We start from the raw sequence: 25,812 nt of genomic DNA, 5'->3' as shown, positions 1-25,812 counted from the left end.
CGCCCCGAGGGCCGACTGCGTTCGAAGGCCAAATCCGGGCGGCGGTCTTGGTGACTCGTCCCAACATGGGGATCTCGGGGCTCCATATACTTTCGATACAACGAGGAGTTGGCTAGTCGAGGAGTCGATTATGGTTGCCCCGTTCGACGCGACGGAGTTCCGGCGGACCCTCGGCTATCTGCCGACCGGGGTTACGGTCATCACCAGCACCGGGGAGTTCGGTGAGCCGGTGGGCATGGCCTGCAACTCCTTCATGTCGGTTTCGTTGAATCCTCCGCTGGTCATGTTCTGCGCAGGGAAGGCGTCGGCGACTCTCGTCGACCTCCGGCGGAGCGGCAGATTCTGCGTCAATATCCTGGGCAGCGACCAGGGAGAACTGTGCCGAAAGTTCTCGATCAAGGACATCGACCGGTTCGCCGGTGTTCCGTGGACGGATTCGCCCGTCGGCCCTGAACTGGGCGGTTCCGTGGCCTGGATGTCCTGTGTCATCGAGGTCGAGCACGATGCCGGGGACCACGTCATCATCATCGCCAGGGTGACCGCGCTGCGAGTGAACCCGGACGAGCCCGCGCCGCTGGTTTTCCACCGCGGAAAGTTCGGGTCGTTCCACGAGAGCGTGGATCCGCTTTCCGTCGCGGCCGCGCTGCCCCGGCAGACGGTCGGCGGCAGCAGACGCGTACCGCCGGTAGCGCCGGGCGCGTACGGATACGCGCGGGGATACGCGTACGGATACGCGCACGGATAAGGGGCGCAGGCCGCTCGCGTCCCGTACCGCGGCTTCGGCGTGGAACCGGGCGGGGGTATGTGCTGTCCAGATTCTGGACCGTCCACAAACGCCGATCTCCGGAATTCATTGGTCCGGATAACTGTGTCATGGTGGGTGGTGGCGCGGCCGTCAGTGGCCGACACTCCCGCGTCCGCCGCTCTGGTATGACCCCGCGGGACACGTGATTGCCACACCTTTTCGCAGGTCAGCGATTTCAGATGAAAGAGCGGAATCGTGCGTTCGGTGCTCTGGTCCGCGCACTTCCTCGTCTCTCCGGTCGCCGGGGCGAAGGTGCGGCGAGCATCGCAGAAACGATTCTTCTTTTCGCATGTCTCCCATAAAGGAATAGAAGCGAATAAACCAGACTTACGACAGCAACCGCGGCTAATGGCACCTGGCTCATCGGGGGTGAGTCCTATACATTGGCGTATTGGTAGAAACATCGAACACCGCTCAGGCAGATTATCCCATCCTGGGGGAATTGGAGGGGATACTTAGTGAAGTTGGAGCGCCTTTGTTTCCCAGGCCAGTTGCTGGAGTTTTTGAAGTTTATGAATGGAGTTTAGACAGGGACGGCTTCGCCGTCGACGACGTCGCCCACGAGCTGGGTTTCCGTCCTGCCGAGAGCGAGGAGATCGTCGCCAAGCTCCTGGAGCTCCAGCTCATTCAGCCGTCCCGGGACCGGGACGCCTGGTTCATTCCGACGGACCCGGGCATCGCCTCTTCGCAGCTCCTGAACCAGGGCGAGCTCGACCTGCTCGAACGCAAGCTGGCGGTGGGTCAGCTCAGAAACGATCTGGCGCGGCTCTCACTGCTTTTCCGGTCGAGCAAGTTCGGTAGTCAATATACAAACTCGTTCGATATTGTGAAAGTCCCCGAGACGGTCCGACTGCTGCTCTCGGAGGCGGCCGCGAACAGTTCCCAGGAAGTCGTCTGCATGCAGCCCGGCAGCGGATGGCCCGCCGACGATCTGGTCGAGTCGCAGAACAACGATTTTCAGGCGCTCAAGCGGGGGGTGCGTCTGCGAGTCCTCTACCAGCATGCCGCCAGGTTCGACACGCCGACCCGCGAGCACGCGGGCAAGCTGATCGAGTCCGGCGCCGAGATCCGGACGGCCGGCGCGCTGTTCGGAAAGATAGTCATCTTCGACCGCACCGCGGCGTACATCCCGGCGAGCGGCGAGGACGGCGGTGCCGTCGTCATCCAGGAGCGCTCGCTCATCGACTTCCTCCACTCCTGTTTCGAGCACGTCTGGGCGACCGCGAAGGAGTTCGACACCCGGCGGGCGGAAATCGATGTCATCGGCGGTGACATGAAAAAGGAGATCGTCAAGATGTTGATCTCCGGCGCCAAGGACGAAGCCATCGCCCGGCGCCTCGGCATATCCGTGCGCACCTGCCGCAAACACATCGGTCAGGTCATGCAGATGTTCGGCGCGACAAGCCGCTTCCAGTTCGGCTACCTCGTGAAGGAGGCGAACCTGGAGGAGGACGTGTAACGCGCGACCCGAGGAAGCCGCACGGCGTCCGGCCTTACGCAACACGGCCGGTCGCCGGGCGGCCGCGCCCTGCCCCGGGGCCCTGGCCCGCGCCCGCCGCACCGGCGGGCCCGCCCTGCCCCGGGGTCGAGGTGTGCCCAGGTCGGGCGGGGGGCGGGGAGGTTCCTCAAGTGGAAGTGCAGCTTGATGAGCGGGCTGCGGGGTGGAGCCGCCGTGTGTTCTGTCAGACACTGTGGGCCGTTGCAACAGTGCAACCGCGGAGTTGTTCGCTGAACACCAAGGGGGCCGCGTCCATCTATTCATTCCTCGTTTCGCAGGCCGGTCGGGGCAGTACCTGTTGTGCCTCCGGAGTCATCGCGGCGGGGTAATCTGCGTATAGGGCGGTGCACACGAGTTTCGTGGCGCGCGACCCATGCGAATGTTTAATATTTCTTGGTTACTTCCTTTGGGTCGAGTGTCGTAAAGTCCTCGGTGGCGGGGGCTTTGTCGTCGGCGCCGCACATGCGGCTTGGCCGATCTGCCGATCCATTTTCTTGTTCGCATACATCAAGCGCGATTCTCTGAATTCGGCTATTTTCTTCCGGAAAATCCTTGTCGGACGTAAAGCTGAGGTGTGCTCAATGAGCGGGTCTGTCGTGTGTGGAGCCGGTCGGGGGCCGGGAAACCCCCCGGCCGCTCGGGAACGGACGGGTGTGGTCGTCCGATGACCGGCAACGGGGGAGAGCAGCGGCTCGCGGTCTTCGGCGCGGGCGTGATGGGCATCGGCATCGCGACGCTGGCCGTCGGCCGCGGCGTACCGGTGACGCTCGTGGACGTGGACCAGGAGCGCCTGGGCACGGCCCGGCGTCGGCTCCGCGACGAGCTGCGGCTCGCGCAGATGATGGGCGCCCTGCCGCGGAGCGGACCGGCCGGTGAGCTGGAGCTCGCCGACTCCGTGGCCGCCGCGGCGGACGCGACCTGGGTGATCGAGGCGATCACCGAGGTCGCCGAGCTGAAGACCAAGGTGCACCGGGAGATCGCCGCCGCGGTCGCGCCCGGCACGCTGCGGGTCACCAACACCTCGTCCATCCCGGTCGACGAGCTCGCTGGCCAGGTTCCGGCCCCCGAGGACCTGGCCGGCATCCACTTCATGAATCCGCCGTACCTGATCGGGACGCTTGAGGTCGTGCGCGGCCCGCGTACGTCGGAGCGGACGATGACGGCCGTGCGGGAACTCCTGGCCCTCCTGGGCCGCAAGGGCATCGTGGTCGGCGACGGCCCCGGCTTCGTCACCAGCCGCGTCCTGCACCGCATGATCAACGACGCGGCGAACGTCGTCGAGGAGGGCCGGGCCACCGCCGAGGACGTCGACGCCCTGATGGAGGGCTGCCTCGGCCACCCGACGGGCCCGCTGCGGACCGCCGACCTGATCGGCATCGACAACCTCGTCGACTCCCTGTGGGTGCTGCACGAGCGCACCGGGGACGAGGGCTGCCGCCCCAGCGAGCTGCTCCTGCGCAAGGTCGCCGAGGGCCACCACGGCCGCAAGACCGGGCGCGGCTTCTACGAGTACGAGGTCCGCTGATGGCCGGCCAGGTGGAGCTGGACGAGAGCGTCCTCGACTACGTGCGCTCGGTGTCCCTGCGCGACGACGAGATCCTGCGCGACCTCGTCAACGAGACGGCGTTCATGCCGTCCCTGAACGCCATGGTGACCATGCCCGAGGAAGGGCAGCTGCTCGCCCTCCTCGTCGGTCTCACCGGCGCCTCCCGCGTCCTTGAGGTCGGCACGTTCACCGGCTACAGCACGCTGTGCATGGCGCGTGCGCTGCCCGTCGGCGGCTCCATCGTCACCTGCGACATCAGCGCGCGCTGGACGAAGATCGCCCGACGGTACTGGGAGCGCGCCGGGGTCGCCGACCGCATCGAACTGCGGCTCGGCGACGGCGCCGAGAGCATGGCGGCCCTGCTCGCCGAGCACGGCCCCGAGACCTTCGACCTGGTCTTCATCGACGCCGACAAGACCGGCTACGCCCGCTACTACGAGGAGGCGCTGACCCATCTGCGGCCCGGCGGCCTCGTCGTGCTCGACAACACCCTCTACTTCGGCCGGGTCGCGGACCCCGAGGCGCACGACGCCGACACCGAGGCCATCCGCGAGCTCAACGCCTCGCTCCACGTCGACAGCCGGGTGGAGCTCTCGCTGCTCCCCATGGCCGACGGCATCACATTGGCACGCAAGAACAAGGCGCAGTGAGAAAGGGACTTCCCATGACGGACTCGACAACGGAACTGCCCGTCGCCGCCATCGAGCAGCAGATCGGCGCGTTCCTTGAGGCCAAGACCAAGATGACCTGGGAGCCGGAGGTGGACCTGTTCGCCTCGGGCGCGGTCTCCTCGCTCTTCGCCATGGAACTCGTGGTGTTCGTGGAGAGCACCTTCGACGTCGAGGTCGAGGGCCCCGACCTCGCCCTGGACAACTTCCGCACCCTGCGGACCATGAGCGCGCTCGTGACCCGGCTGCGCGGCGGGGGCACCGGTGCTTGACGCCCTGACGGCGCTGGTGACCGAGACGGTCGGCGACGCCGCGAGCGAGTGGGACGTCACGGGCGAGATCCCGCTCGGCGTGCTGCGCGGGCTCGGCGCCAAGGGCGTGCTGTGCGCCGAGGCGAAGCCGCAGTTCGGCGGCCTCGGCCTGGCCGGCCTGGACAACGCCGAACTCACCGCGCACACCGGGGCCCTGTGCAGCTCGCTGCGGTCGGTGATGACCTCGCAGGGCATGGCCGCCTGGACGCTCCAGCGGTTCGGTGACAAGGCGCAGCGCGCCGAGTACATCGGCCGCCTCACCGGCGGCGAGCTCGCCGCGGTGGCGTTCAGCGAGCCCGGCGCGGGCAGCGACCTCGCCGCGATGAGCACCGAGATCCGCCGCGACGGCGATGACATCGTCGTCAGCGGCACCAAGACGTGGATCACGGTCGCCGGGTACGCCGACTGGATCGTCGTCTTCGGCCGCTACGAGGGCGGCGGAGCCGTCGCCATGGTGCCCGCCACGGCCCCCGGCGTCCAGGTGACGCGGGTGCCCGAACCGCTGGGCTGCCGGGCCGCCGGACACGCCACCGTCCAGCTCGACGACGTACGGCTGCCCGCCGGGCACCTGCTCGCGGTGGCGGGCCAGCCGGTCGTCATGCTGACCACCATCGCGCTCACCTACGGCCGGCTCTCGGTGGCCTGGGGATGCGTCGGCATCCTGCGCGCCTGCCTCACGGCCGTCGCCCGGCACGCCAAGGGCCGCGAGCAGTTCGGCAAGCCCCTGCTCCAGCACCAGCTCGTCGCCCGGCACCTCGCCGAGCTGTACGCCGCCGAGCGGACGGCGACGCTCGCCTGCGAGCGGGCGAGCGCCAGCTGGGACAGCGGTTCGCCGGAGCAGGTGCCCGCGTCGGTCCTCGCCAAGCACGTCGCGGCCACGAACGCGGCCAGGGGCGCGGCCTCCGCGGTGCAGGTGCTCGCCTCCGCCGGAGCGGTGGGCGGCCACGTGGTGGAACGGGCCTTCCGGGACGCCAAGTTGATGGAAGTCATCGAGGGCAGCAACGAGATCTGCCAGCTCATACTCGCCGAGCACGCCGCCGCGGCGGCGGGCTGAACGGTCCCACGGAACGGGGGAGCGAACGTGTCAGAAGCACAACCCATCGTGAAGTGTCTGGTCTGGGATCTCGACAACACCCTGTGGCAGGGCACACTCGTCGAGGACGGCCACGTCGAGGTCGACGACACCCTCCGCAAGGTCGTGGCGGAGCTCGACGCCCGGGGCGTCCTGCAGGCCGTGTCGAGCCGCAACGACCACGACGAGGCGTGGGCGAAGCTGGAGGAGCTCGGCCTCGCCGAGTACTTCGTCCTTCCGCACATCGGCTGGGGCCCGAAGTCGGAGTCCGTGCGCTCCATCGCCGAGCGCCTCAACTTCTCCCTGAAGACGATCGCGTTCATCGACGACCTGCCCACCGAGCGCGCCGAGGTCACCTACCACCTGCCCGAGGTGCGGTGCTACCCGGCCGAGCAGGCGGGCCAGTTGCTCGACCTGCCCGAGTTCAGCCCGGCGGTGGTCACCGTCGACGCGCGCAGGCGCCGCGAGATGTACCAGGCCGGGTTCCAGCGCGACCAGCAGCGCGAGGAGTACCAGGGCGCCGACGAGGAGTTCCTGCGCTCGCTCGACCTGGTGATGCGGATCGGCAAGGCCAGGGACGAGGAGATCACCCGGGTCGAGGAACTGACCCTGCGGACCAGCCAGATGAACGCGACCGGCGTGCACTACTCGGACGCCGCGCTGCGCTCCCTGCTGTCCGACGAGGACCACGAGGTGCTCGTGGTCTCCATGGCCGACCGCTTCGGGCCGCACGGCGCGGTCGGGGTCATGCTGATCGAGAAGACCCCGGGCGCCTGGCGCATCAAGCTGCTCGCCACCTCGTGCCGGGTCGTGTCGTTCGGCGCGGGCGCGGTGCTCCTGCGCTGGCTCACCGACGCCGCCGCGCGCGCCGGTGTGCACCTCGTCGCCGACTTCAGGCGTACGGAGCGCAACCGGATGATGGAGGTCGCCTACCGGTTCGCGGGGTTCGCCGCCGCCGAGTGCGCCTGCCTCGCCGCGTTCTCCGCGCCCGAGGGAACCGAGTGCCTGCATCTGGAGCCGGTCCGTCAGGACCCGCCGACCACTCTGCGCGTCCTGGCCCCCGAGCCGCTCGTCGGCGGGCCCGAGGCGGAGTGGCGGTAGGCGGGGACAGCACGCACGGCTCACGCTGAACACGCACGATCTACGGGGGATGTCTTGCAGTTCTTGGTACTTGGCCCGTTGCAACTGATGGACGAAGGGAAGCCGATCGCGCTCGGCGGCGACCGCCGCCGGGCGACGCTCGGCCTGCTGCTGCTCAACGCCAACCGGGAGGTGGCGACGAGCAAGCTCCTCGACGGGCTGTGGGGCACCGACGAGACGCCCGTGACGGCACGCAAGGTCCTGCAGAACGCCGTGCGGGGCCTGCGCGTCACGTTCGCCGAGCACCCGCACGGCGACGCGCGCCCGCCCGCCCTGCTGACGTGCGCCCACGGCTACCGGCTCGAAGTCGACCCCGAACAGGTCGACATGTTCCGCTTCCACCGCCTCGCGCGGGTGGGCCGCGCGGAGCTGGCGGCCGCCCGCCCCGGCGCCGCCGCGGCCACCCTTCGAGAGGCGCTCGGCCTGTGGCGCGGGCGGGCCCTCGCCGACCTCGTCGAGTCCGGGCACTCCTGGGCGGAGCTCACCGCCCTGGAGAACGCGCGGCTCGACGTGATGGAGGACTACTACGAGGCCGAGCTGGCGGGCGGCCGCCACCAGGCGGTCCTCAGCGAGCTCGAGGCCATGGTCGAGGCCGAGCCGCTGCGGGAGCGGGCGTGCCACCAGCTGATGCTCGCGCTCTACCGCGGCGGACGGCAGGCCGACGCCCTCGCCGCCTACCGGCGGGTGCGGGTGCGGCTCGCCGAGCAGTTCGGGCTCGAACCCGGGCGCGAGCTGCGCCTCCTGCAGCACGCGATCCTGGTGCACGACCCGTCCATCGCGGCGCCCGCGGCGCCCGCGCGACCGGTGGTGATCTCCGGCCTCGGGCAGGAGACGGAGCCCCGCGAGCGCCCGGTCGTCCGGCCGGTCCAGCTCATCCCGGCGCAGCGCTCCGTCGCCCGGAGCGGGGTGAGCACCGTCCTGATCCGCGCCGACTACGCCGCCGGCGGCCGGGCCGGGGACGTCGGCCGGGCCCTGGAGCGCACCGCGCGGATCGTGCACGAGGAGGTGGGGCGGCTCGGCGGCGTGGTCGCCGGGTCGACCGGATCGGTCACCCTCGCCCTGTTCCGGGCCGCGACGCCGCGCGACGAGGGCGCCGCGCAGGCCGCCGAGCGCGCGGTGCGGGCCGCGATGGCGCTGCGGCAGCGGATCTGCTTCGACGTCCCCGACGGCGAGCGGCCCGTGCTGCGCGTCGCGGTGGCCACCGGCGAGATGCGGGGACGCCCCGGCGGCTCCGCCCGGGAGCCGCTGCCCGTCAACGGCGCGCTGCTCGTCGACAGCGAGTCCCTGCTCCAGGCCGCCGAGGACACGGAGATCGTGGTGTGCGGCCGTACCAGGAGACTGACCGGAGCGGCGATCGCGTACGGCCGTGAGGGCGGGACCCGGCCGCGCTGGGCGGTCAAGGGGCGCTACCGCGACTCCTTCGCCAAGGCGGAGGTCCTCGACCGCGAGCCCGAACTCGGCGTGCTGAACAGCCTCCTGGAGCGGGTCAGGCGCCGCTCGCGGCCGCACCTCGTCCTGGTCGTCGGCGGGCCGGGGATCGGGAAGTCGCCCCTGCTCGCGGCGTTCGAGCGGCGCGTGGAGAACGCGGCGACCGTGCGCCTTGCCTCCACGGGGGCGAGCACCCCGAACGTGGCGAAGCTCGCCGAGCACGGCCCGCTGGTGGTGTTCGCCGACGATCTGCACCGGGCCGACCCCGCGGTACTGGAGTTCGTCGAGGAGCTCCTCGACGCGCCGCAGCCCCTTCCGGTGCTCGTGGTCGCCGCGGCCCGCCCGGAGCTGTTCCGCAGGCGCCCGGGGTGGGGCGCGGGGCAGCGGCACGCCAGCCGGATGACCCTCGAACCGGTGGCCGTCGAACCGCGCGTCGAGGCACCCCGGGGACCCCGTCTGGTGAGGCTGTGCCATGTCGCCAGTTGAGAACGCGCCCGCCGGTTGGTTCCGGGGGCCAAATTCGCCGCCCGGTCCGGTGTTCTCGAACCCGGCTGCCCACCACCCCCGCAATGTTGACTGGCCGAGCTGAGTACCCCGGCCGGAGGAGTGACGAGACGATGGAGAACGAGGGCAGGCTGCGGAACTACCTCAAGCAGGCCGTCGGCGAGCTGCAGGACACGCGCGAGCGCCTGCAGGAGCTGGAGCGGGCGGCCAGCGAGCCGATCGCGATCGTCGGCATGGCCTGCCGCTACCCGGGCGGCGTCGTCTCGCCGGACGGCCTGTGGGACCTGGTGACCGAGGGCCGGGACGCCATCGGGGCGTTCCCCGCCGACCGCGGCTGGGACGTCGAGGGCCGCTACGACCCGAACCCCGGCGTGCCGGGCACCTACTACGCCCGCGGCGGCGGATTCCTGTACGAGGCGGCCGAGTTCGACGCCGAGTTCTTCGGGATATCCCCCAGGGAAGCCCTCGCCATGGACCCCCAGCAGCGGCTGCTCCTGGAGACGTCGTGGGAGGCCCTGGAGCGGACCGGCGTCGACCCGCAGGCGCTGCGGGGCAGCGACACCGGCGTGTTCGTGGGCCTCATGGGCCACGGCGGGCAGCGCTACGGGCTCGGCGCGGAGGAGTCGGGGCAGGGCGGCGAGGGCTTCGGCGGCACCGGCAGCGCGGCCAGCGTCGCCTCCGGCCGGATCGCGTACCTCCTCGGTCTGGAGGGGCCCGCGCTCACCGTGGACACCGCGTGCTCGTCGTCGCTCGTGACGATGCACCTGGCCGCCCGCGCGCTGCGCGGCGGCGAGTGCTCGCTCGCCCTCGCGGGCGGGGCCGCCGTGATGGCGACCCTGGACACGTTCGTCGAGTTCAGCCGGCAGCGCGGCCTCGCCGAGGACGGCCGCTGCAAGGCGTTCTCGGCCGCCGCGGACGGCACGGGCTGGTCCGAGGGCGCGGGCATGGTCGTCCTGGAGCGGCTCTCCGACGCCCAGCGGCTCGGGCACCCGGTGCTCGCGGTGATCCGCGGCAGCGCGGTCAACTCCGACGGCGCCTCCAACGGCCTGACCGCCCCGAACGGCCCCTCGCAGCAGCGCGTCATCCGCCAGGCCCTCGCCGACGCGGGCCTCACCGCGGCCGACGTGGACGTCGTGGACGCGCACGGCACCGGCACCCGCCTCGGCGACCCGATCGAGGCGCAGGCCCTCCTCGCCACCTACGGCCAGGAGCGCCCCGCGGACCGGCCGCTGTGGCTGGGCTCCCTGAAGTCCAACATCGGGCACACCCAGGCCGCCGCCGGGGTCGGCGGCGTGATCAAGATGACCCAGGCGCTGCGCCACGGCCTCCTGCCGCGGACGCTGCACGCCGACGAGCCCTCGCCCGCCGTGGACTGGGAGTCGGGCGCGGTGGAGCTGCTCACCGAGGCGCGCGACTGGCCCGAGAACGACCGGCCGCGCCGGGCCGCGGTGTCGGCGTTCGGCATCAGCGGCACCAACGCCCACCTGATCATCGAGCAGGCACCGGAGCCGTCGGCCGGGGCGGAGCCGGAGGCGGTCACGGCCCCGTCGGCCGGGGCGGAGGCAGGGGCGCGGACCGCGACGGGGCCGGTGGCCGGGGCGGAGCCCGCGCGGCTCCCCCACGCCACCGCCCTGCCGCTGCTCCTCTCCGCCTCCTCCACGGCCGCGCTCGCCGCCAGGGCGGAGCAGCTGCACGCCCTCGCCCCGGCGGCCGCGCCCCTGGCCGTCGCGCTCGCCACCCGCGCGCCCCGGCTCCCCCAGCGCGCGGCCGTCACCGGCGACGACCCGTCGGCGGGCCTGCTCGCCCTCGCCGAGGGGCGGCCGTCGCGGGACGTCCTGACCGGTGTCGCGCGCCCGCGCGGCAAGACGGTGTTCGTCTTCCCCGGGCAGGGCTCCCAGTGGTCGGGCATGGCGCTCGACCTGTACCGCGACTCGGACGTCTTCCGCGCCCAACTGGACGCCTGCGCCGTCGCCCTGGAGCCGTACGTCGACTGGGACCTCCTCGACGCGCTCGCCGGGCCCCTCGACCGCGTCGACGTCGTCCAGCCCGCCCTGTGGGCCGTGATGATCTCGGTCGCCGCGCTGTGGCAGCACCACGGCGTGACCCCCGACGCGGTCCTCGGCCACTCCCAGGGCGAGATCGCCGCCGCGTACGTCGCCGGGGCGCTGTCCCTGGAGGACTCCGCGGCCGTCGTCGCCCTGCGCAGCCAGGCCATCACCCGGCTCGCGGGCACCGGGGGCATGGCCTCCGTGCAGCTGCCGCAGGACGGCACGGAGCGGCGCATCGAGGCGTACGGCGGCTCCGTGGAGGTCGCCGCGGTCAACGGCCCCGGCAGCACGGTCGTTTCGGGCCGGCCCGAGGACCTGGCGGACCTCGTCGCGTCCTGCGAGGCCGACGGCGTCCGCGCCCGCCTCGTCCCGGTGGACTACGCCTCGCACTCGGCCCACGTGGAAGCGCTGCGCGAGGAGATCCTCACCGCGCTCTCCGGCATCGCCCCCGGCCCGTCCCGGGTCCCCTTCCACTCCACCGTCACCAACGAGGTCGTGGCCGGCCCCGAGCTCGACGCCGCGTACTGGTACGGCAATCTGCGCAGGACCGTCGGCTTCGCCCAGGGCACACGCGCCCTGCTCGACCAGGGCCACGGGGTGTTCGTCGAGGTCAGCGCGCACCCCGTCCTCGTGAACGCGATCGGTGAGACCGTCGAGGAGGCGGCGGCCGACGCCGTCGTCCTGGAGTCGCTGCGCCGCGACGACGGCGGGCGGACCCGCTTCCACACCGCGCTCGCCAAGGCGTACGTCCACGGCGTCGAGGTCGACTGGCGGATCCCGCCCGGCGCGGCGACCACCGCGGAGCTGCCCACCTACCCCTTCCAGCGCAGGCGCTACTGGCTGGAGGAGCCCGCGGCGGTCGGCGACACCTCGGCCCTCGGCCTGCGCAGCGCGGAGCACCCGCTGCTCGGCGCGGCCCTGCGCACGGCCGACGCGGACACGCTCGTCCTCACCGGGCGGCTCTCCCGCAGCGCACAGCCCTGGCTGTCCGACCACGGGCTCGGCGCCTCGGTGCTGCTGCCCGGCACGGCCCTGGTCGAACTGGCCCTGCACGCCGGGGACCGGGTCGGCTGCGGGCACCTCGCCGAGCTCACCCTGCACGCGCCGGTCGTCCTGGACGCCGACCTGGACCTCCAGGTCCTCATCGGCGCGGAGAGCGGTGACGGCCGCCCGGTGAGCGTGCACACCGCCCCGGCCGGGACGGACGACTGGACCCGCAACGCGACGGGCCGGCTGACCAACGAGAGCCACCCGGCCCCCGACGACCTGACCGCCTGGCCGCCGCCCGGCGCCGCGGCCGTGTCCCTCGACGGGTTCTACGAGACCCTCGCCGAGCGCGGCTACGCCTACGGCCCCGCCTTCCAGGGCCTGCGCGCGGCCTGGCGGGACGGCGACGCGCTCTACGCCTCGGTGGCCCTGCCCGACGAGCAGGACGTCACCGGCTTCGGCCTGCACCCCGCGCTGCTCGACGCCTCGCTGCACGCGGCGGGCCTCTCCGGGGCCGACGGCGTCCGGGCCCCGTTCAGCTGGAGCGACGTGCGCCTGCACGCCACCGGCGCGCGGACCGCCCGGGTCCGCCTCACCCCGGCGGGGCCCGACGCGGTCGCCGTACTCGTCACCGACGAGGCCGGGCAGGCCGTCGCCTCGGTCGGCGAACTGGCCCTGCGGCCGGTGGACGTGGCCGCGCTCGGGCACCGGCGCGCCGACACCTCGGCCCTCTTCGCCCTGGACCTGGTGCCGGTGGACCTGCCGGAGCCGCCCGCCGAGCGGACCTGGATCGAGCTCGGCGCCGACGGCCAAGGCCGCCCGGCCGCACCGGTGTCGGCGACGGCCGCCCTGTGGACCTGCCCCGAGGGCGAGGTCGAGGACGTCGTCGACCGGACGCTGCACGTCGTACGGGCGTGGCTCGCCGAGCCGCACCTCACCGACGTCCCGCTCACCGTCCTCACCCGCGCCGACGACCTCGCCCACCGCGCGGTGACCGGGCTGCTCCGCACCGCGCGCAGCGAACACCCCGGCCGCCTGCGCCACATCGACATGGACGGCCACCCGCTGGCGCGGGCCGCGCTGCCCGCGGCGATGGCCGCCGACCATCCGGAGCTGGCCCTGCGCGGCGCGACCGCCGCCGTGCCCCGGCTCACCCGCGCCGCCGCGTCCCCGGCCCTGCCCGAACCGGCCGAGCGGCCGTGGCGCCTGGGTCTGACCTACCGCGGCGATCTCGACAGCCTGTCGCTCACGCCGTGCCCCGAGGTGCTGCGCCCGCTGGAGCCGGGCGAGGTGCGGGTCGCGGTGCGCGCGGGCGGCCTGAACTTCAAGGCCGTGCTCCTGGAGCTCGGCATGGTGGCCCGCGACGCGTGGTCGTCCCTCGGCGAGGGCGCGGGCATCGTCCTTGAGGTCGGCGCCGACGTCACCGGGCTCACCGCGGGCGACCGGGTGATGGGCCTGTTCACCGGCGGCCTCGGCACGGTCACGGTCACCGACCGCAGGCTGGTCGCCCCGATGCCCAAGCGCCTGACGTTCGCGCAGGCCGCCGGGGTGCCGGTGGTGTACCTGACGGCGTACTACGGCCTCGCGGACCTGGCCGGGCTCACCGCGGGCGAGTCGCTGCTGCTGCACGCGGCGACCGGCGGCATGGGCTTCGCCTCCCTCCAGCTCGCCCGGCACTGGGGCGCCGAGGTCTTCGGCACCGCCAGCTCCGGCAAGCGGGACGTGCTGCGTGCCTGGGGCTTCGACGACGACCACCTCGCCGACTCCCGCAGCCTCGGCTACGCCGAGCACTTCGCGAAGGCCACCGGCGGACGCGGTGTGGACGTGGTGCTCAACTCCCTCGCGCACGAGCACGTCGAGGAGTCCCTCGCCCTGCTTCCGCGCGGCGGACGGTTCGTGGAGATGGGCAAGACCGACATCCGCGACGCCGACGAGATCGCGGCGGCACACCCGGGCGTGCGCTATCGGGCGTTCGACGTGATGGAGGCCGGGTTCGACCGCATCGCGGAGATGCTGGAGGAGATCCGCGTCCTGTTCGACGAGGGCGTGCTGCGGCCGATGCCGCTCACCACGTACCCCGTGCACCGCGCGCCGGAGGCGTTCCGGTACCTCAGCCAGGCCCGGCACGTCGGCAAGATCGTCCTCACCCTGCCCGCGCCGCTCGACCCCGGCGGCACCGTCCTCGTGACCGGCGGCACCGGGGTGCTCGGCGGGCTCGTCGCCCGGCACCTGGTCGCCGAACACGGCGTACGACGGCTGCTGTTGACCAGCAGGCGCGGCCCCGCGGCCGACGGCGTGGACGCCCTGGTCGCGGACCTGCGGGCCGCGGGCGCCGAGGTGTCCGTGGTGGCGTGCGACGTCTCCGACCGGGAGTCCGTCGCCGAACTCGTCCGCTCCGCACACCGGCTCACCGGCGTGGTGCACGCCGCGGGAGTGCTCTCCGACGGGGTCCTGGAGGCCCTGACGCGGGAGGACCTCGACGCCGTGCTGCGCGCGAAGGCCCGCTCGGCGTGGCACCTGCACGAACTGACGCAGGACCACGACCTGTCCCTGTTCGCGCTGTTCTCCTCGGTCGCCGGGGTGCTCGGCAGCGCGGGCCAGGGCGGCTATGCCGCGGCCAACGCCTACCTCGACGGACTCGTGGAGCACCGGCGCGGCCTCGGCCTGCCCGGCACGTCGATCGCGTGGGGCCTGTGGGCGCGGGAGAGCGCCATGACCGGCCACCTGAGCGACGGCGACAAGGACCGCCTGGCCCGGATGGGCCTCGGCGCGATCGACGACGAGCAGGGGCTCGCCCTGTTCGACGCGGCGCTCGCGCTGCACCGCCCGCTCGCGGTGGCGGTGCCCGTCGACGTGGCCCGGCTGCGGGAGAGCGGGCAGCCGGTGCCGGAGCTCCTGTCGGCCCTCGACCCGGCCGCGCAGGTCCGGCGGCGCGTCGTCGCGCAGACCGCGGCCACCACCCAGGCGGACCGGCTCGTCGAGCTGCCCGAGCGGCAGCGCCGCAAGGAACTCCTGGAACTCGTACGGGAGTCCGCCGCGGTCGTCCTCGGCCACAGCACGGCCGAGTCGGTCGACGAGGACAGCGCGTTCAAGGACCTCGGGTTCGACTCGCTGACGGCGGTGGAGCTGCGCAACCGCCTCGGCACCGCCACGGCCCTGCGGCTGCCGCCGACGGTCGTGTTCGACCATCCGACACCGGCCGGGCTCGCCGCGTTCCTGGACGGACTGCTCGTCCCCGCGCAGGAGACGACCGTCGGCTCGCTCGTGACGGAACTCGACCGGCTCGCCGTGGCCGACCTCGACGAGGACGAGCGGGACGTGCTCGCCAAGCGGCTCCAGGAGGTGCTGCGCCGCCTCGCGGCGCCGGCCGAAGCGGGCGGGGAGGAACGGGACTTCACCGAGGCCTCCGACGACGAAATCTTCGACTTCATCGACGGCGAACTCGACATCGCCTGATCTCGCCCGTCCGAACGAAAGGGGGCTGCCCGGGATGTCCAACTCCAACGAGCAGAAGCTTCGAGAGTATCTGCGGCGGGTCACGACCGACCTGCAGCGGGCGCGGCGGGAGCTGCACGACGTACAGACCGCCGCCCGCGAGCCGATCGCGATCGTCGGCATGGCCAGCCGCTTCCCGGGCGGCGCCCGCACCCCCGAGGAGCTGTGGGAGCTGCTCCGCGACGGCGGCGACGCCCTCACGGAGTTCCCCGACGACCGGGGCTGGGACCTCGACCGGCTCTCCGACCCCGACCCGGAGACCCCGGGCACCACGTACCTCACCAAGGGTGGCTTCCTGGCCGACGCCGCCGGGTTCGACGCCGAGTTCTTCGGGATCTCGCCGCGCGAGGCGCAGGCGATGGACCCGCAGCAGCGCGTCCTGCTCGAAGCGTCCTGGGAGGCCCTGGAGAACGCCCGCATCGACCCGGCGTCGCTGCGCGGCAGCTCGGGCGGCGTGTTCGTCGGCGTGATCCCGCAGGAGTACATGCCGCGCGCGGGCGAGACGCCCGAGGAACTGGAGGGCTTCGTGCTCACCGGCGGCACCACGAGCGTCGCCTCGGGCCGCATCTCCTACGTGCTCGGCCTCCTTGGCCCGACGGTGACCCTCGACACGGCCTGCTCGTCGTCGCTGGTGTCCATGCACCTCGCGGAGCAGGCGCTGCGCAATGGGGAGTGCGACATCGCCCTCGCGGGCGGCGCCACCGTGATGTCGGGCCCCAGCGTGTTCGTGGAGTTCTCGCGCCAGCGCGGACTCGCGCCGGACGGCCGCTGCAAGGCGTTCGCGGCCGCCGCGGACGGCACCGGCTTCTCCGAGGGCGTCGGCGTCCTCGTCCTCGCCCGTCTCTCGGTGGCGCGGGAGCGGGGCCTGCCCGTACTCGCCCTGGTCCGGGGCAGCGCGGTCAACTCCGACGGCGCCTCCAACGGCCTCACCGCCCCGAACGGCCCCTCGCAGCAGCGCGTCATCCGCCAGGCCCTCGCCGACGCCGATCTCTCGCCCGCCGAGGTCGACGTGGTGGAGGCGCACGGCACCGGCACGAAGCTGGGCGACCCGATCGAGGCCCAGGCCCTGCTCGCCACGTACGGGCAGGCGCGTACGGAAGGATCGGACGACCAGCCTTTGCTGCTGGGGTCGTTGAAGTCGAACATCGGGCACACGCAGGCCGCTGCCGGTGTCGCGGGTGTCATCAAGATGGTCATGGCGATGCGCCACGGCGTGGTTCCGAAGACCCTCCACGTCGACGAGCCCACCCCCGCGGTGGACTGGACGGCCGGTGCGGTCGAGCTGGTCACCGAGGAACGCCCCTGGCCGGAGACGGGACGGCCGCGCCGCGCGGCGGTCTCCTCCTTCGGGATCAGCGGCACGAACGCCCACGTCATCCTTGAGCAGGCCCCGGCGGCCGAGCCGGTGGCGGAGGAGCCGAGCGGTTCGTTGCCGGTGGTGCCGGTGGTGGTGTCGGCGCGTTCGGCGGAGGCGTTGCGGGCGCAGGCGGGGCGGTTGGCCGCTGCGGTGGGTGAGGGGGCTTCGCTGCTGGATGTGGGTCTGTCGTTGGCGGGTTCGCGGTCGGTGTCGTTCGAGCATCGTGCGGTGGTGCTTGCGGCCGAGGGCGATGAACTGGTCGCCGGGCTGGAGGCTTTGGCTCGTGGTGAGTCGGGGCCGGGTGTGGTGTCGGGGGTTTGCGGTGAGGGGCGTACGGCGTTCTTGTTCACGGGGCAGGGTGCCCAACGCCCGGGTATGGGGCGGGAGTTGTATGACGCTTTGCCTGTGTTCGCGGCGGCTTTCGATGAGGTCTGTGCGGGGTTTGAGGGGTTGTTGCCGGGGTCGTTGAAGGAGGTGGTGTTCGGCGGGCGGGGGCTGGATGAGACGGGGTGGACGCAGCCTGCTCTGTTCGCGTTCGAGGTGGCGTTGTTCCGGTGGGTGGAGTCCTTGGGTGTGGTGCCGGACTTTGTGACGGGGCACTCGATCGGTGAGCTGGCGGCGGCGCATGTGGCGGGTGTGCTGGGGTTGGAGGACGCGTGCCGGGTGGTGGCCGCGCGGGGGCGTTTGATGCAGGCCCTGCCTGCGGGTGGGGCGATGGTGGCGGTGCAGGCCGATGAGGCCGAGGTCCTGGCACTGCTGGAAGGCCATGAGGCGCAGGCGGGCATCGCCGCGGTCAACGGCCCGGCCTCGCTGGTGATCTCCGGTGTCGAGGACGTGGTGGCCGGAATCGCGGACGTCCTGCGGGAACGGGGGCGCAAGACGAACCGGCTCACGGTCTCTCACGCCTTCCACTCGCCGCTGATGGACCCGGTGTTGGAGGAGTTCGCCGCCGTCGTCAATGGCGTGACCTTCAACGAGCCGGCCATTCCCATGGCGGCGTCGGTGGAGGAGGTGTGCTCGCCTGCCTATTGGGTGCATCACATTCGGCGTGCGGTGCGTTTCGCCGATCACGTGGTGCGGCTGCGGGAGCAGGGCGTGGCCCGGTTCGTGGAGATCGGCCCCGACGGCGTGCTGACGGCGATGGGGGCGCAGAGTGTGGAGGCGTCGTTCATCGCGTTGCAGCGCCGGGAGCAGTCCCAGGTGCGTACCGTGCTGGCCGGGCTGGCCCGGTTGCACGCGGCGGGCCACACGGTGGACTGGGAGCGGCTGTTCACAGGCACCCCGGCCGCCCTGGTGGATCTGCCGACGTACCCCTTCCAACACCAGAACTACTGGATGGCGGGCCCGGCGTCCGGTGACGTCGTGTCGGCGGGGCAGGTGGCGGCGGGCCATCCGATGCTGGACGCGGTGGTGCGCGTCGCCGGTGCCGACGAGGTCGTGTTCACCGGGCGCCTCTCGGCGCGGACGCACGCCTGGGTGGCCGAGCACGAGCTGGGCGGCCGCGCCCTGGTGCCGGGCACCGCGCTGATCGACATGGCCGTGGCGGCGGGCGACGAGGTCGGCTGCGCCGGTGTGGACGAGATGGTGATCACCGCGCCGCTGCGCGTCCCCGAGTCGGGCGGCGTCCGCGTCCAGCTCGTGGTGAGCGAGGCGCGGGACACCGGACACCGGCCGTTCGCGATCTACTCCTGCCCGGAGGCCGACCAGGACGCCGAGGAGGAGTGGACCTGCCACGCCACCGGCGTGCTCGCCGCCGAGGCCCCGGAGCCCGCGTTCGAGCTGAGCCAGTGGCCGCCCGCGGGCGCCGAGCCCGTGGCGACGGAAGGGTTCTACGACCGGCTCGCACAGAGCGGCTACGTCTACGGCCCGCTCTTCCGCGGCCTGCACGCGCTGTGGCGCCGCGACGGCGACGCGGGCGCCGAGTTCTTCGCCGAGGTCGCGCTGCCCGAGGGCGCGGACACGGCGCGGTTCGGCATGCACCCGGCCCTGTTCGACGCGGCCATCCACCCGCGCGTCGTCGCCGCGATCGCCGACGCGGGCGAGGACTTCACGCTCCAGCTGCCGTTCGTGTGGAACGAGATCTACCTCTACGCCACCGGCGCGAGAGCCCTGCGGGTGCGCGTGGTCATCGACGCGGAGACCGACGGCAAGACGTCCTGCCAGGTGCAGCTCGCCGACGAGAGCGGGCAGCCGGTCGCCGAGGTGCGCTCCGTGGAGGCCCGCCCCGTCTCGGCCGACCAGCCGGCCGGGCGGGACGAGACGGCCGGTTCGCTCTTCGGCGTGGACTGGGTGCCCGTCGAGGCGGCCCCGGCCGAACCGGCCGGTCGCTGGGCCCTGCTCGGCACCCCCGCCCTACCGGTCGGCGAGGTGCTGCCCGTCGACCGCTGCGCGACCCTGGCGGACGCGGCCGGGGCCGACGTGCTCCTGTTCGCCCCCGCCGGGCAGACGGACACCCACGTCGTGACCTCGGTGCACGACACGGTCGTGGAGACGCTCGACCTGGTGCGGGAGTGGCTGACCGGCGAGGCGTTCCTGTCGGGCCGCCTCCTCGTGGTGACCCGCGGCGCGGTCACGACCGGCCAGGACGGCGGCGCGCCGGACCTGGCGGGGGCCGCCGTGTGGGGCCTGCTGCGGTCCGCGCAGGCCGAGCACCCCGACCGGATCGTGCTCGTGGACGTCGACGACGCCCCGGCCTCGCTCACGGCCCTGCCCGCGGTGCTCGCGGCGGGCCACGACCAGGCCGCGGTGCGCGCCGGTGCGGTGACCGCGCCGCGCCTGGCTCCGCAGGCCCCGACGGACGTCGCGGGACCGGAGTTGGCGTCGGAGGGGACGGTTCTGGTCACGGGTGGTACCGGTGCTCTGGGTGGTCTGTTCGCCCGGCATCTGGTGGGTGCGTACGGGGTGCGGCATCTGGTCCTGACCAGCCGTCGGGGCCAGGACGCTCCGGGGGCGCGGGAGCTGGTGGCGGAGCTGACCGGGCTGGGGGCCGCGGTCACGGTCGCCGCGTGTGACGCCGCCGACCGCGACGCGCTCAAGGCGGTGCTCGACGCCATCCCCGCCCAGCATCCGCTCACCGGTGTCGTGCACACCGCCGGAGTCATCGACGACGGCATCATCACCGCCCTCACCCCCGAACGTGTTGCCACGGTCCTGCGGCCCAAGGTCGACGCCGCCTGGCACCTGCACGAACTCACCCACGACCAACCCCTCACCCTCTTCGCCCTCTTCTCGTCCCTCGCGGGCACGCTGGGCAACGCCGGGCAGGCCGGATACACGGCGGCCAACCACTTCCTCGACGCCCTCGCGCAGCACCGCCGCGCCCACGGCCTGCCCGCCGTCTCCCTCGGCTGGGGCCTGTGGGACACCGAGGGCGGTCTGCAGGCCGGGGCCGCGGAGCAGCTGAGGCAGACGGGCCTCAAGCCCCTGACGCCGCGGGCCGGAGCGGCCCTGTTCGACCGGGCCCTCGCGCTGGGCAGCCCGGTCACCCTCCCCGCGCGGCTCGACCTGCGGACGCTGCGGTCCGGCTCCGTGCCGGTCCCGGCGATGCTGCGGAGCCTCGTCGGCCGCCCCTCGCGCCGGGTGGTCCGCCAGGGCGCGGGCGACCAGCGGGCGCTGGCCGGACGCCTCGCCGCGCTGCCCGAGCAGGACCGGCACGAGCACGTCACCGAGCTGGTGCGGACCGAGGTGGCCGCCGTGCTCCAGTTCGGCGCGGGCGAGCGGATCAGCGAGAACGTGCCGTTCCGCGACCTCGGCTTCGACTCCCTGACGGCGGTCGAGCTGCGCAACCGGCTCGCCGCGGTCACCGGCCTGCGCCTGTCGCCCGGCGTGGTCTTCGACTACCCGACGACCTCGGCGCTCGCCGCGTACGTCCTGGCCGAGCTGAGCGGCGACCTCGCGGCCCCGGCCGCGGCCGTCGCGGCGGCGGTCCCGGGCTCCGGCGGCGAGAACGAGCCCATCGCGATCGTCGGCATGGCCTGCCGCTTCCCCGGCGGGGCCACCACGCCGGAGGGCCTGTGGCGGCTCGTCGCCGACGGAGTCGACGCGATCGGCGACATGCCGGACGACCGCGGCTGGGACATCGAGCGGCTGTGGGACCCCGACCCCGACAAGCCGGGCACCTTCTACACGCGGGAAGGCGGATTCCTCTACGACGCCGCCGAGTTCGACGCGGGCTTCTTCGGCATCTCGCCCCGCGAGGCCCTCGCGATGGACCCGCAGCAGCGGCTGCTCCTGGAGACCTCGTGGGAGGCCCTGGAGAGCGGCGGCATCGACCCGCGGTCGCTGCGCGGCAGCGACACCGGCGTCTACACCGGTCTGACCGCGCAGGAGTACGGCGCGGGCGCGGGAGCGGCCGAAGGGGGCGCCGAGGGCTACCTCCTGACGGGCTCCACGACGTCCTTCGGCTCCGGCCGGATCTCCTACGTCCTCGGGCTCGAAGGCCCGACGATGTCCATCGACACGGCCTGCTCCTCGGTCCTCGTGTCCCTGCACCTCGCCTCGAACGCGCTGCGCAGCGGCGAGTGCGGCCTCGCGCTCGCGGGCGGCGCGACCGTGATGGCGCAGCCCATCGGCTTCGTCGAGTTCTCCCGGCAGCGCACGCTGGCGCCCGACGGCAGGTCCAAGGCGTTCGACGAGTCCGCCGACGGCACCGGCTGGTCCGAGGGCGTGGGCCTGTTCGTCCTGGAGCGGCTCTCCGACGCCCGGCGCAACGGGCACGCGGTGTTCGCCGTGGTCCGGGGCAGCGCGGTCAACTCCGACGGCGCCTCCAACGGCATGACCGCGCCCAACGGCCCCTCGCAGCAGCGCGTCATCCGGCAGGCCCTCGCGAACGCCGGTGTCGCACCGGCCGACGTGGACCTCATCGAGGCGCACGGCACCGGCACCCAGCTCGGCGACCCCATCGAGGCCGAGGCCCTGATGGCGACGTACGGCAGGGAGCGGCCCGCCGACCGCCCGGCCTGGCTCGGCTCGGTGAAGTCCAACATCGGGCACGCCCAGCACGCCGCGGGCGCCGGCGGTCTGCTCAAGGCGATCATGGCCATGCGCCACGGCGTCCTGCCGAAGACCCTCCACATCGACAAGCCGACCTCCGCCGTGGACTGGGAGTCGGGGGCGGTGCGGCTGCTCACCGAGGCGCGCCCGTGGCCGGAGCTCGACCGGCCGCGCCGGGCCGCGGTCTCCGCGTTCGCGCTCAGCGGCACCAACGCGCACGTCATCCTGGAGCAGGCCCCCGACGAACCGGCCGGATCCCGGGCCGAGGTGTCCCTGCCGGTGGTGCCGTGGGTCCTTTCGGCCAAGTCGCCGCGGGCCCTGCGCGTCCAGGCCGAGCGGCTGCTCGCCCTCCTGGAGGCCGACACCGAGCCGGACCCGCTCGACGTCGGGTTCTCGCTGGCGCAGCGCTCCGCGTTCGACCACCGCGCGGTGCTCGTCACCGGCGGCGGCGCGGACGCCCTGACCGGGCTGCGGGCGATCGCCGGGGCCGAGGCGCCCGCCGCCGGGGACGGCCGGACCGCGTTCCTGTTCACCGGGGCCGCCGACGGCCCCGACCCCGCGCTGTACGAGACGCTGCCCGTGTACGCGAAGGCGTACGACGAGACCCTGGCCGGGCTCGGCGAACAGGGCCGGGACGCGGCCGCGTTCGCCGCCGAGGTCGCGCTGTACCGCCTGGTCAGGGCCTGGGGCGTCACCGTCGGCTGCGTCGCGGGCACCGGTGTCGGCGAGCTCGCCGCCGCGCACGTCGCCGGGGCGCTCTCCCTGGCCGACGCGGGCCGCCTCCTGACGGCGGGGGACGCGGCGCGGGTGACGTACGACGAGCCGCGGATCCCCGTGGTGTCGCTGCGCACCGGCAGGCCGCTCACCGCCGACGACCGGCCGGGCAGCGACGGGACCGAGGGCAGCGCCGCCGCCGAGCGGTGGCTCGCCGAGCGCGGCGTGACCCGGAGCGTGGAGTCCGGCTCCCGGCGGGTGCTCGCGGGGTCGGTGCTCCTGCTCGCCGAAGGACGACCCGCCGTGCACGCCGTGCTCGACGGCGTGGGGGAGCTGTTCGTCGCCGGTGCGGCCGTCGACTGGGCGGCCGTGTTCGCGGGCACCGGAGCGGGCCGGACGGCCCTGCCCACCTACCCGTTCGAGCGCCGCAGGTACTGGGCCGCCGAGTCCGGCCCCACCGGCGGCGAGAGCGCCGAGGCCGGGGCGCACGCCCTGCTGGGCGCGGCCGTCGCCGTGGCGGGCCGGGACGAGACGGTGTTCACGAACCGGCTGTCCCTGACCACCCACCCGTGGCTCGCCGACCACGTCGTCGCCGGGGTGCCGGTGCTGTCCGGCGCGGCCCTGGTGGACCTGGCGATCGGCGCGGGGGACGCCACCGGCTGCCCCGACCTCGCCGAACTCACCGTCACCGAGCCCCTCGTGCTGCCGGGCCGGGGCGCCTTGCGGACGCAGGTCGTGACCGGAGCGCCCGACGGCACCGGGCGGCGGACCGTGGGCATCTACACGCGGCCCGCCGACACCACGGACGGCGAAGGACCCGCCCCGGAGTGGACCTGCCACGCCACCGGCGTGCTCGCCCCCGCCGCCGACCGGGCCGACACCGAACCGGCCGTCTGGCCACCGGCCGGGGCCGAGGCGGTGGACTGGGCGTACGAGGACCTCGCCGACGCCGGGCACCGCTACGGCGAGGCGTTCCAGGGCCTCACGTCGGTGCTGCGCCGGGGCGACGAGCTGTTCGCCGAGGTCCGGCTGCCCGAAGGCGCGGCCGCGGACGTCGGTGGCTACGGGATCCACCCGGCCCTCCTGGAGGCCGCCGTGCAACCGCTGTTGATCGGCGGGACCGGGGCGGTCCCGGACGGCTCCGCGCTGCTTCCGCTCGCCTGGGAGGGCGTCGCCCTGCACGCCAGTGAGGCGACGGCCGTGCGGGTGCGCCTGGCTCCGGCCGGTGCCGACGCGTTCCGCCTGGAGGCCGTCGACGAGGCCGGGCTCCCCGTCCTCGTGGCCGCGTCCGTGCGGCTCGCCCCGGCGGTCCTGACCCCCAGGGACGGCGCCGCGGCTCCGGTGTCCGCCGGTACGGCCCCGCTGTTCGCGCCGGAGTGGACACCGGTCGCACCGGTGTCCGACGACGAGCCGGAGAGCCTGCTCGCCCTGCTCGGCGACGCCACCGGCGACCTCGCCGGGATCGCGCCGCTGCGCTTCGACGGCGTCGACGAGGCGGCCGCGTCCTTCACCCCGTGGGACGTCCTCCTCGTCGAGCCGTCGCGGCCGGACCCGGCGGGCGACCCGGTGGCCGCCGCGCACCGGGCCGTGGCGCGGGCGCTCGACACGGCCCAGCTCTGGCTGGCCCAGGAGGACCTGCCGGACAACCGCCTGGCCGTGGTGACCAGGGGCGCGCTGGCCGTCGGCGCCGAGGACGAGGTGCGCGACCCGGCCGGAGCCGCCGTGTGGGGCCTGCTGCGCTCCGCCCAGGCGGAGAACCCCGACCGGATCCTGCTCGTCGACCTGGACGACGACCCGGCCTCCGTCGACCAGCTGCCCCTGGTGGCGCAGGCGGGCGAGCCCCAACTGGCCATCCGCGCAGGCGCGTTGTTCGCGCCGAGGCTCGCGCCCACGGCCGCGTCCGACGCGGCGCCGCCCGCCCTCGTGGACGGCGGCACCGTACTGGTCACCGGCGCCGACGGGGAGCTGGGCGCCCTGTTCGCCCGGCACCTGGTCACCGCGTACGGGGTGCGGCACCTGGTGCTCGCCGACCCGCACGGCCCCGGCTCGCCCGCCGAGGGGCTGCGCGAGGAACTCGCCGCTCTGGGCGCGACGGCCACCGTGGTGGCCTGCGACCTGGCCGACCGCGAGGCCGTGCGCGCGCTGCTCGCGGGCATCCCGGCCGCGCACCCGCTCACCGGGGTCGTCCACACCGAGAACGTCCTGGACGACGGGGTGTTCACCGCGCTGACCCCGGAGCGCGTCGCCGCCGTGCTGCGGCCCAAGGTGGACGGGGCCCGGCACCTGCACGAGCTGACCGCCGACGCCCCGCCCGCGCTGTTCGCGCTGTTCTCCTCCGTGGTCGGTCTGCTCGGCAGCCCCGGGCAGGCCAACTTCGCCGCGGCGAACGCCTACGCGGACGCCCTCGCCGCCCACCGCCGCTCCCGTGGGCTGCCCGCGGTGTCGCTCGCCTGGGGCCGGATGGTCGAGGGCGGGCAGCCGGGCCTGCGGGTGATCGCCGGGGACGAGGCGTGCGCGCTGTTCGACGCCGCCCTCGCCACCGGGCTCGCCGTGGTCGCGCCCGCGCCGCTCGACCTGGCCGCCCTGCGCCGCGACCCGGCGCAGGTCCCGGCGGTGCTGCGCGGACTCGTGCCGCGCGGCGAGCGCCGCCGGGCCGGCGCGGACACGCCGGGCGACCGGTTCGCGGACATGGGCCGGGCCGAGGCCGAGGCGTACCTGCGGGACCTGGTGCGGGCCGAGGCGGCCGCGGTGCTCGGCCACGCGGCACCGGACCACCTCCAGTGGGAGGTGTCCTTCCGGGACTCCGGCTTCGACTCGCTGTCCGCCGTGCAGTTCCGCAACCGCCTCGGCGAGCGGACCGGCCTGTCCCTGCCGACGACGCTGGTCTTCGACCACCCCTCGCCCGGTGCGCTGGTCGACCACCTGCTGGAACGCCTCGCCCTCACCGACGGCGTCAGCCGGCGCTCGGCCCTCGCCGAACTGGACAAGCTGGAGGCCGTCCTGATGGCCGTCCCGGTCGGCGCGGAGGCCGACGAGGAGTCCGGCCGCACCGAGATCGCCGCCCGGCTCAACGCCATCCTCACCCGCTGGAACAAGGCCTGGACCGACGCGCGGCCCGACGCGGTCCCCGGCACCGGCGACACGGACCTGGCCGCCGCGATCGAGACCGCGACGGAGAACGAGGTCTTCGACTTCATCGACCGGGAACTCGGCCGCGCTTCCGCCCAACCGAACCGCTGACCACCAG

10 protein-coding genes are annotated in these 25,812 nt (G+C 73.7%); all 10 read left to right on the top strand.

From position 1 onward, the window contains the following. The first annotated feature begins 130 nt into the window (after positions 1–130). The gene (locus MQV74_RS14550; RefSeq protein ID WP_242717740.1) at positions 131–745 is read left to right on the top strand and encodes a flavin reductase family protein; all 615 of its coding nucleotides are present in this window, start codon (positions 131–133) and stop codon (positions 743–745) included. A gap of 451 nt (positions 746–1,196) precedes the next feature. Beyond that, positions 1,197–2,264, top strand: a complete 1,068-nt coding sequence (locus MQV74_RS14545; RefSeq protein ID WP_242717738.1) for a LuxR C-terminal-related transcriptional regulator — start codon at positions 1,197–1,199, stop codon at positions 2,262–2,264. A 703-nt stretch (positions 2,265–2,967) separates the two neighbouring features. Beyond that, entirely contained in the window at positions 2,968–3,828 is an 861-nt protein-coding gene (locus MQV74_RS14540; protein ID WP_242717736.1) for a 3-hydroxyacyl-CoA dehydrogenase family protein, read from the top strand. Further along, entirely contained in the window at positions 3,828–4,499 is a 672-nt protein-coding gene (locus MQV74_RS14535) for an O-methyltransferase (RefSeq protein WP_242717734.1), read from the top strand. The genes MQV74_RS14540 and MQV74_RS14535 overlap by 1 nt, the downstream gene beginning before the upstream one ends. A gap of 14 nt (positions 4,500–4,513) precedes the next feature. Continuing rightward, positions 4,514–4,789 carry an acyl carrier protein gene (locus MQV74_RS14530; RefSeq protein ID WP_242717732.1) on the top strand — a complete coding sequence of 92 codons (276 nt, stop codon included), beginning with the start codon at positions 4,514–4,516 and terminating at the stop codon, positions 4,787–4,789. After that, on the top strand, positions 4,782–5,882 hold the full coding sequence (locus MQV74_RS14525; protein ID WP_242717731.1) for an acyl-CoA dehydrogenase family protein: 1,101 nt from the start codon (positions 4,782–4,784) through the stop codon (positions 5,880–5,882). The genes MQV74_RS14530 and MQV74_RS14525 overlap by 8 nt, the downstream gene beginning before the upstream one ends. Positions 5,883–5,909: 27 nt before the next feature. Then, entirely contained in the window at positions 5,910–7,001 is a 1,092-nt protein-coding gene (locus MQV74_RS14520; RefSeq protein ID WP_242717729.1) for an HAD-IIIC family phosphatase, read from the top strand. Between the two features lie 87 nt (positions 7,002–7,088). Then, complete coding sequence (locus MQV74_RS14515; RefSeq protein ID WP_242717727.1) at positions 7,089–8,954, top strand: BTAD domain-containing putative transcriptional regulator; 1,866 nt, start codon at positions 7,089–7,091, stop codon at positions 8,952–8,954. A gap of 83 nt (positions 8,955–9,037) precedes the next feature. Continuing rightward, on the top strand, positions 9,038–15,463 hold the full coding sequence (locus MQV74_RS14510; RefSeq protein WP_374120620.1) for an SDR family NAD(P)-dependent oxidoreductase: 6,426 nt from the start codon (positions 9,038–9,040) through the stop codon (positions 15,461–15,463). 34 nt (positions 15,464–15,497) lie between these two features. Continuing rightward, a complete protein-coding gene (locus tag MQV74_RS14505) occupies positions 15,498–25,805 on the top strand; it encodes a type I polyketide synthase (RefSeq protein ID WP_242717723.1) in 10,308 nt (3,435 codons plus the stop codon). The last annotated feature ends 7 nt before the right edge of the window (positions 25,806–25,812 follow it).

Origin of the sequence: Streptomyces sp. AN091965, from assembly GCF_022698285.1 — a bacterium.
Taxonomy (GTDB): domain Bacteria; phylum Actinomycetota; class Actinomycetes; order Streptomycetales; family Streptomycetaceae; genus Streptomyces.
The sequence above is the reverse complement of the archived record's forward strand: the minus strand, read 5'-3'. Positions and strand labels throughout refer to the sequence as shown.